Raw genomic sequence first — 9,450 nt, 5'->3', positions numbered from 1 at the left:
GCAAAATTCGACTATCTTCTGCCATGTCGCCGGGGCAGGACCTCGATGACTATTTCCGCAACGGGATTCAGCCAGCGGTGAATGGCACTGTCCAGGTCGCTGATGCCGCCTCCGGGATCGTTATCGCCGATTACCCCCCGGTGGATGTGCACTGTCGAATTTTTATCGGCGCCGGGTACACCGCTGCCGCCGGTGCCGGCATCACCGCCGGGTGCGCCTGGAATCCCAGGAACGCCGGGCGCACCACCACCGGTGAGGTGCTCATCGTTGGCCTCGGTGCCGGCATCGTAACCGAAAAGGTAATACCGGTAGGTCCCGGGAATTCGAGGAATACGCAGCGAATCGAGGCCCACGAAGCCGTCGTTGGTGGGCAGCAGCATGGCGGTCAACGACAAGTATCGGTTGCGAGTCCGCTTGGTGTTGAAATAAACGTCACTGACGATACCCCCGGGGGCCAGCGGACCGCCTGCCGGATCGACAACAGTATCCCGGTCTGGACCGCCCACCATGTCAACCAAACCGGAAAGGTCACCCCCTTCGGCCATGGCCTGCAGGGCCGTTGATGCCGGCGAACCGGTTTCGAAAAGATGGGTCTTTCCATCATGGGCGGTGATTAGCAGGGGGGTGAAATAGATTCCGTTGGTCAGGTTTTTCACGGTGACGGTGAATTCAGCGGCCATCGCCTGACCAAGGGGCAATACCATCCCGATCATTAGCGCTAAGAGTGTTTTGAACAATCGCTTTGTCATGGCAATCTCCTTTACCGAAAAGGGGTTGAAGGGTTAACAGGGCTTCAGATCAACAAACCCTGTTGGAACTGTTCATACGATAACCCCTGGCTTTTAACCTTGGGTAAAGATCGGATAAAGATTCGGTAAAGATTGGCCGGGAATGATCCGTGGTATAGAGGCGGCGGTCGATCAAATACGAAAGCCCGGGGGCAGGGAGATTGCCGTCGGAGCAAACGGCGCACTGCTCCAGGCTGGCCATGGAAAGCCAGCCTGAAGCAGGACTAGCAGGGCGGCGGTCAATCGTTTCAAAGCATGGCACAAACGCGTTCAGTCAGCAGGAACCCAATTGAGAACCTGTTTAAAAACAGATTTGAACTGCCTATTACTTTTTTCGGGTTACTTCCAGGGAGATGAGCACATCCACCTCTTTTCCCACCACACCCATATCGAAATACTTGCCGCCGCCCACGTGATAGGCCAGGCGATCGATGGTCATGCTGGCTTCGAAGCCGGCCACTTCCGATTTGTCGTCGAATGGGTGGACCTTGACCCCGAAAAAGGTAAATGGCACGGAAACCGCCTCGCTCACGTCCTTGACCGTCATTTTCCCTTCGACCAGGTACTGGTTGTCCTTGACATGTTTGACGGCTGTGCTTTTAAAACTCATGGTCGGAAATTGCTTGGAATCGAAGAAGTCCGCTGAATTGAGGTGGCCATCTCGCTTGGTGTTACCGGTGTTGATGCTTTTTACATCGACTTCGAAGTCGAAGCGGCTGCCTGCCAGGTCATCGGGTGAGAACATCACCGTGCCTTTAAAACCTTCGAAATAGCCTCTTACGGTAGAATAGATGTGATCAATGCCGAAATAGATGCCAGAGTGAGCCGGATCCAGTTCCCATTGCGGTGCTGCCGCTGTCGCTTGAGCCGAAAAGATAAGAACGAAAAGAAAAACGGCCGAGAGTTTTATAAAGGGTTTCATGAAATGCCTCCTGTTCATCAATAATGTCGGACCGGCCCAGGGTGGTATCGGGGGTAGCCTGTTTTGCTGAATGGCGGGATCTATAGGCCGAACGCCTCGCTGAATATCGAACGGGCGGGAAATCCGAGCGTTTTAAGGTCTGTGCTTACCTGCTTCATCATCTGTGGCGGGCCGCATACATAAATTGCCGATCCGCGACTGCATCCTCTTAACATCGTCTCCAACGATCTGTGATCCAATCTGCCGGTCCGCTCATCCTTTTTGGTATTACGCGATAATATAGGAATCAGGCGCAGAGCTGTCAATTTTGCAGCCAAGGCCTCCATCTCCTCGGTGAACACCATCTTTTCTTTGCTGCGGTTGCTCCAGATCAGGGTGACCGGGCGGGGGTCGCCATGGTCTGCCATAAAGCGCAGCATGCTGAGCATGGGCGTGATGCCGATGCCGCCGGCGATCATGATCAACTCCCGATCCGGATCGGTAAACAGGTGGCAGAAGCGGCCAAAGGGGCCTTGAATGAAGGCACGGTCTCCAATTGAAAGGCTTCCCACCGTATGAGTCCAGTCACCGCATGCACGGATGGTGAACTGCAGCACCCCGGGACGGCTGGGTGTGGAGGAGAGGGTAAAGGCATGCGGTTCCTGCGAGACCGTCGCCGACGCAAAGGAGACCCAAACAAACTGGCCGGGAATGTATGAAAAAAGGGTTGGCGTTGCCGGGGTTAATTCAACGCAGGTGCAATCGGAGCCGGTGAGTTGGACACGCGAAACCAGAAACGGCTTCCTGCGCACCCGAAACCAGCTGCTGCGCACCCACAGCCAGCACATCAGGAAAGCAGCGGCGGCAACTGCAACCGCCAGCTTCGGCAGGCCGTCTTCGCTGAATGACTCGCTGACATAAAGAACATGTACAACCAGGAGACCGGCGATCAGCAGGCCGGCGATGCGGTGGAACCGCAACCAGGTGTGAAAGGCGATGCCCAATGATTGGCGCCATCGGCTGACAGCAAATTGGCTCAAGATGAAGATCAGCAGCCCCACCCCGATCCACTCGGGCCAATAACGCTTCTCCAGGGGGACGATCAGTGTTCCTTCGGGAAGCAGCACGCATAGGGGGTGAACCAATGCCAGGATTACAATCGCCCAGGCATGCAACCGGTGCTGGCGGATCAAGCCGGGCAGGGAGAAAATCCGGTCCAACCATTTCAGTCGCCCGGCCAGTGGCAGTTGCAGGAGGATAAGCAGGCCGGCTGCAAGGCCCAGCATTTTCCCGGTGCGCAGGCTGACCTTTTCCATGCCGAATTTATACCACATGGACGGCGATTCAAAGGCAAAAGGGATTGTCAGCGCGCCGGCCAGTATCAGCAGAAGCAGCGCGACAAGGGCGGCGGCCAACAAAATACGCATTCCCTGCGGAATGATTGTTCCGATTGAAGGCAGATCTTTTCTATCAAAGGGCGTTGACACCGGTCTGTTCCTTATGGGTTGATCGTATTACAGGCGTTCATTTTCGCCGTGGCGGCAGTGATGACGCCGATTGGTCTATGGGTGGCCGATTCCAGACGCCGTGAGCCTATTTGCCTTTATCTTTATCCTTGAGCATCCCCGCTAAAGCGGCAAAGGGATTGTGGAAGAAATCGGAATCAGTCGTCTCCGTCGACGACGAGCTGCCGTCGTAGGCCTCGGCCACTTCCAGGCGACCGTGTTCGTTGTCGTGACAGTAAATACACAGGAGCTCCCAGTTGCTGCCGTCGGGGGGGTTGTTGTCGTGGTTGTGATCCCGGTGATGCACGGTGAGTTCTTTGAGTTGCTTGCCGCTGAACTCGCGTGCACAACGGCCGCAGACGTGCGGATACATTTTCATGGCCTTCTCGCGGTAGGTCTTTTCCCGGTCCTTCATGTGGCGGCGGGCGTCGGCCACCACCTGTGAGAGTCTGTCCGGACCTTTGCCTTGGTTATTGGCGGACATGCGTTGCCCCCTTTTTTCCAATATGGGTTTTCGTTAATCCATCACCACCACCCCGGCGGGCGTTTTTATGCGTGCCGACAATCCCGGCGGACGCTGTTTTGAAACGGGATGGAACGTAATGAGATGGTCAAGGCCCATGGACGAAATAACCCGGATAACAGATTCAGCGTCGATGCGGGACCCGTCAAGACCCAACAGCGTGCAGCCCGCGTCTTGCATTTTATCTGTGGGATGGGTGTGGCCATCCCACTGGATTATATGCGGGATCAGCCCGTCACCCGGCATGGATCCGTCGTCGGTGAAGGCAAACCGCCATCGCAGCTCACCCCGCTGCATGGGACGAACGCACACCCGCTGCCCATAGATTGCTTCGGCCAGTGCATCGACATTGTCCGTTCGCACCACCCAGGTGATCAGGCGCGGCCGGATCTTCAGCCGGGCCTGAAATCCCGGATCGTCAAGGTTGAACCAGCGGGGGAAATCGGGCGGGCTGCCTTCGGGATCGATGGCGATCACTTCCAGGTATTGCCCCGGACCCAGCTTAAGCACCCGGTTGTGGGTGCCCATGGCAGCATGTTTCCCTCCGCCGGTCAGGGTTACCCCGATTTGATCCTGTACATACCCCAGTCCTTGTTCCAGCGTGTGGGCGGCCACCACAAGGTGGTCCAGAACGGCGGCGGGCAGGCTCACGTCAAATCTCCATGGCCAGCCGGGCGCCCTGGTCGATGGCCCGCTGGGCGTCCAGTTCGGCGGCTTTGTCCGCACCGCCGATGATGTGCACAGGTATGCCCTCGCCGGTCAGTTCATCGGCCAAGGTTCTCAAGGGCTCTTGGCCGGCGCAGACGATGATCGTGTCGGCGAAAATGGTTTGGCGGGTCTGGTTCTTGACGATGTGCAGGCCGTCGTCATCGATTTTTTCATAGGCCACACCGTTGATCATCGCCACCCCGCGCTTCCTCAAGGTGGCCCGATGGATCCAGCCGGTGGTTTTGCCCAGCCCGGCACCCATCTTGGAGGCCCTGCGCTGCAACATGGTGACGCGCCGGGGAGATGGATATGTTTCCGAATCAGCGGCCAATAGCCCGCCCGGTTGCCGATAGTCCCGATCCACGCCCCACTCTTCCAGAAAACGGTCGCGGTCGAGGCTGGTGGATAGGCCTTCGTGGGTGATCAGTACGGCTGTGTCAAAGCCGATGCCGCCGGCGCCGATAATGGCCACGGTATCACCGACGGGTTTGGTGCCCAGGATGGCGTCGATGTAGGTGATCACCTTGGGATGGTTCACCCCGGGAATGTTCAGCCGTCGAGGCCGGACACCGGTGGACACCACCACCGCGTCGAAGGATTCTCCGGCCAGACGATCGGCGTCCACGAGGGTATTCAGCCGCACCTTGACCCCCAGCAGCGCCAGTTGACGACGGAAGTATCTCAAGGTCTCGGCGAACTCCTCCTTGCCGGGAATGCGTACCGAGAGATTCAGCTGCCCGCCGATGCGGTCCTGCTGATCATAAAGGACCACGCGATGGCCCCGCGATGCCGCGGTGACGGCAAAGGAGAGTCCGGCCGGCCCGGCGCCCACCACGGCAAATCGTTGGGGCGAAGCGGCCGGCGAAATGACAAACTCGGTTTCCCGGCAGGCGCGGGGGTTGACCAGACAGCTCGCCACCTTACCTTGAAAGATATGGTCCAGACAGGCCTGGTTGCAGCCGATGCACGTATTGATCTCATCGGCGCGACCTTCCCCGGCCTTTTTCACGAAGGCCGGATCCGCCAGAAAGGGACGCGCCATGGAGACCAGATCCGCATGGCCGGCGGCCAGGGTCTGTTCAATCGTCTCCGGTGTGTTGATCCGATTGCTGGTCACCAGGGGGATGGACACCGCGCCTTTCAGCCGACCGGTGACCCAGGTGAAGGCCGCTCGGGGAACCATACTGGCGATGGTCGGTATCCGAGCCTCGTGCCAGCCGATGCCTGTATTGATGATGGTGGCCCCAGCGGCCTCCACTTCTCGGGCCAATTCCACCACCTGATTCCAGGAACTGCCGCCTGCGACCAGATCCAACATGGACAAACGATAGATGATGATAAAGTCAGTGCCCACGCGCTTGCGGACCTGGCGGACAATCTCCAGGGGAAACCGGATCCGGTTCTCATATGTTCCGCCCCAGCGGTCGGTGCGCCGGTTGGTGGCCGGGGCGATAAACTGGTTGATCAAATAGCCTTCCGACCCCATGATCTCCACCCCGTCATAGCCGGCCTGACGGGCTAGATCGGCGCAGCGGGCAAAATCCTCGATCTGCCGGAGGATTTCGTCTTCGGAAAGCTCCTTGGGCTTGAAGATGTTGATCGGCGCCTGCAAGGGAGAGGCGCTCACCAGACGTTTGTGAAACCCGTACCGGCCGGTGTGCAGGATCTGCAGGGCGATCTTGCCGCCGCTTTCGTGTACCGCCGCAGTGACAACCCGGTGACGATCAACCGCTTCCGGCGTGCTCAGCTGCGCGGCGTGGTCCGCCACACAACCCTCAACGTTGGGAGAAAATCCGCCGGTGACGATCAGCCCCGCCTCACCCGCGGCCCGTTCGGCAAAATAGGCAGCCAGGCGTGCAAATCCGTCCTGGGCCTCCTCTAATCCGGTGTGCATGGAGCCCATGATCACCCGGTTTTTCAGGATGGTAAAGCCAAGGTTCAAGGGTTCAAACAGATGGGGGTAAGGATGTTGCTTCATGGCGGTCTCCTACTTCGGGGCCGAGCGGGACGGGATTTGGCGTCGAGTGGCTGTTTCCATTTGAGTAGTTCACAAACGATGGCGAAATCATACCATCACCGATCCTGTGGAACAAGTATTGTATTGTCAACATCGGGTCGCTGCAGTTGTTGATCCGTTGTTCCCATTTATTGAAATATGCAATTTAGATTTGATTTTCATAGGCAATGGGGTAATCTGAAAATCTCGTAGTGAATGGACCACGCTTGTCAATCCGGTTTCTCTCCATTCGGCAGCGGTTCGATTACAAGACATGAAAACGGCGCATATTAACCATATGATCGGTCGCATCCCCGTCCGCATCCTTCTGCCTGTGGTGCTGACGGTGCTGTTGTTCATCATGACCATTTTCTTGCTTATCCTGCCCATCATGGAAGAACGGCTGATGGACGGCAAGCGGGAGGTCATCCGTGAGCTGGTGGCATCGGCCTGGAGCAGCTTGGAGGGATACGCCCGGCAGGTGCGCCAGGGGGTGATGACCCGTGACCAGGCCCAGGCCCTGGCCATCGACCATATCCGGGGCCTGCGTTACGGGCAGGATTTCAAGGACTACTTCTGGATCAACGACATGCAGCCCCGCATGATCATGCACCCCTATCGTCCGGACCTGGAGGGCAAAGATATTTCCACATTTTCGGATCCGGCAGGCAAACGGCTATTCCTGTCATGCGTGGAGATCGTGCGGACCCAAAAAGCCGGCTATGTGGATTATCAGTGGCAGTGGATGGACGACCCCTCCCGCATCGTTCCCAAAATTTCATATGTCATGGGTTTTGACCCGTGGGGATGGGTCATCGGTACCGGCATCTACGTGGAGGACGTTCACGCCCAGATTGCCGCCATCACCCGTAAAACGACGCTGGTTTGCTCCTTGATCCTTTTCGTGATCATTTTTCTTTCGATCCATATTGTCTGGCATGGCATGAAGGTGACCCGGGAAAAAAAGCTTGCCGAAGAAAAAACGTTGCTCAAACAGGAACAGCTGTTTCAGGCCGCCAAAATGGCTTCCCTGGGCACCCTGGTCTCCGGTGTGGCCCATGAGATCAACAACCCCATCACCTCGGTCATGCTCAATGCACCCAACCTTACCCGTATATGGGAGGCCATACTGCCCATACTTGATCATCACCAGATACAGCACGGCGATTTCCAGGTGGGGGCTACTGTCTACAGCCGGATTCGCGAGCGCATTCCTCAAATGCTCACCAGCATTACCGAGGATGCACGACGAGTCAGGAACATCGTGGCGGATCTCAAAGACTTTGCCAGGGACAACCCTTCAGCGTTGAAGGACGAGGTGGATCTAAACGATGTGGTCAACAAAGCCATCGGGCTGACAACCAATCTGATCAAAAAATCCACCCGACACTTCACGCTGACCTGCCATCCGGCGTTACCAACCTTTCCGGGAAATGCCCAGCGTATCGAACAGGTGGCGATTAACCTGATCGTCAACGCCTGTCAGGCCCTGGCAGACCTTGATCGATCGGTTACCGTGACCACCGCGTTTCAATCGGATAAGCAACAGCTCGTATTGGAAGTGAAGGATGAAGGCGAAGGCATCGATGCAGCCGCACAAAAACGAATCACCGACCCTTTTTTCACCACCAGGCGGGAACAAGGAGGCACCGGTCTTGGCCTGGCGATTTCCGATCGCATCGTCAAGGATCATGGCGGCAGCATGAAATTTGAGTCGACGACGGGCAAGGGAACCACCGTGCAGGTGACGTTTCCTCTTTCCCATGGCCCCCGTCAACGAGAGGCAAGGGTGGCTTAGCGTGAATATCCCTCTACACCCGCTGCGTCCCATCATGATCGTTGATGATGAAGCATCCATCCTGCTGGCCATAGAAACGACCCTCCAGATGAGTGGTCTGAATAACACGGTTACCTGCCAGGACAGCCGCCGGGTGATGAACATGCTGGCCGAGAACCCGGTGGAACTCATGCTGCTCGACCTGAACATGCCCAGCGTGGACGGCCATCGGCTGCTGGACGATGTGCGCCTGGAATACCCGGATGTGCCGGTGATTATCGTCACCGGTGCCGTGGATGTGGAAACCGCCGTGCGCTGCATCAAGGCAGGGGCCTTCGAATACATCGTCAAACCGGTGGAGGCGGATCGTTTGATAACGGCTGTCACCCGGGCCGTGTCCTATCAGGAGCTCAAGCGGGAAAACCAATCGCTGCGCCGGCACATGTTGCGAACCGACCTGGAAAATCCTGAGGCCTTCGGCCGCATCATTACCGGGAACCGCAAGATGATAATCCTTTTCCAGTATGTGGAGTCCATCGCCACCACGTCGCAGCCGGTCCTCGTGCAGGGAGAAACCGGCGTCGGCAAAGAGCTGATCGCTCGGGCCATCCATCAGCTGAGCGGCCTCAAGGGTGGCTTTGTGGCGGTCAATGCAGCCGGCCTGGACGACACCGTATTTTCGGACACCCTGTTCGGCCATGTAAAGGGCGCCTATACCGGAGCGGATACCCCTCGCGGCGGATTGATCGAACAGGCTGAGGGCGGAACCCTCTTTCTGGATGAGATCGGCGACCTGACCCCGGCATCCCAGGTAAAGCTGTTGAGACTGCTGCAAGAGGGCGAGTATTTTCCCTTGGGCGCCGATGTACCCCGGTCGGCCAAAGCGCGCATCGTCGCGGCCACCAACCATCGCCTGTCCACGCTTCTCAGTGAGGGGCGTTTTCGAAAAGATCTCAGCTATCGCCTGCAGACCCATCGAATTTACATCCCGCCCCTCAGAGAGCGGCTGGATGACATTCCTCGGCTGCTCGCTCATTTTCTGGCAAATGCCGCTTCCCGGCTGAACAAGCCCACACCGCCGGTGCCGCGTGAACTCGAAGCGCTGTTGTCGAATCATGCCTACCCCGGCAATGTACGGGAATTGGAATCGATGGTCTTCGATGCCGTGAGTCGTCATCGCTCCGGCACGCTCTCTCTGGACACCTTTAAATTACATATCTCCCATGGACAAACGCCCCTTGGCGAATTAACG

At 57.5% G+C, this 9,450-nt stretch carries 8 protein-coding genes; 2 read left to right on the top strand and 6 right to left on the bottom strand.

Annotated features, from left to right (window positions below; translation table 11 throughout):
- Positions 1–11: 11 nt before the first annotated feature.
- From ABYV26_RS14085 to ABYV26_RS14060, 6 genes are all read right to left on the bottom strand, one after another.
- Complete coding sequence (locus ABYV26_RS14085) at positions 12–749, bottom strand: spondin domain-containing protein (RefSeq protein ID WP_372681989.1); 738 nt, start codon at positions 747–749, stop codon at positions 12–14.
- 364 nt (positions 750–1,113) lie between these two features.
- A complete protein-coding gene (locus tag ABYV26_RS14080) occupies positions 1,114–1,710 on the bottom strand; it encodes a YceI family protein (protein WP_372681988.1) in 597 nt (198 codons plus the stop codon).
- 80 nt (positions 1,711–1,790) lie between these two features.
- Positions 1,791–3,116 (bottom strand): FAD-binding oxidoreductase, encoded by a 1,326-nt coding sequence (locus ABYV26_RS14075; RefSeq protein ID WP_372681987.1) that lies wholly within the window; start codon positions 3,114–3,116, stop codon positions 1,791–1,793.
- Between the two features lie 166 nt (positions 3,117–3,282).
- Positions 3,283–3,678, bottom strand: a complete 396-nt coding sequence (locus ABYV26_RS14070) for a YajD family HNH nuclease (protein WP_372681986.1) — start codon at positions 3,676–3,678, stop codon at positions 3,283–3,285.
- A 33-nt stretch (positions 3,679–3,711) separates the two neighbouring features.
- Positions 3,712–4,368: a VOC family protein gene (locus ABYV26_RS14065; RefSeq protein WP_372681985.1), complete on the bottom strand. Its 657-nt coding sequence runs from the start codon at positions 4,366–4,368 to the stop codon at positions 3,712–3,714.
- Position 4,369: 1 nt separating this feature from the next.
- On the bottom strand, positions 4,370–6,403 hold the full coding sequence (locus tag ABYV26_RS14060; RefSeq protein WP_372681984.1) for an FAD-dependent oxidoreductase: 2,034 nt from the start codon (positions 6,401–6,403) through the stop codon (positions 4,370–4,372).
- A gap of 292 nt (positions 6,404–6,695) precedes the next feature.
- On the opposite strand from ABYV26_RS14060, the gene ABYV26_RS14055 reads away from it, so the two are divergent.
- Positions 6,696–8,219, top strand: a complete 1,524-nt coding sequence (locus ABYV26_RS14055) for a cache domain-containing protein (protein WP_372681983.1) — start codon at positions 6,696–6,698, stop codon at positions 8,217–8,219.
- Position 8,220: 1 nt separating this feature from the next.
- The coding region (locus tag ABYV26_RS14050; protein WP_372681982.1) for a sigma-54-dependent transcriptional regulator at positions 8,221–9,450 on the top strand (1,230 nt) is incomplete at its 3' end.

The sequence above is a fragment of the Desulfosarcina sp. genome (assembly GCF_041551955.1).
Classification (GTDB): domain Bacteria; phylum Desulfobacterota; class Desulfobacteria; order Desulfobacterales; family Desulfosarcinaceae; genus Desulfosarcina.
Note: the sequence above shows the minus strand (reverse complement) of the source record. Positions and strands in the feature narration are given on the sequence as shown.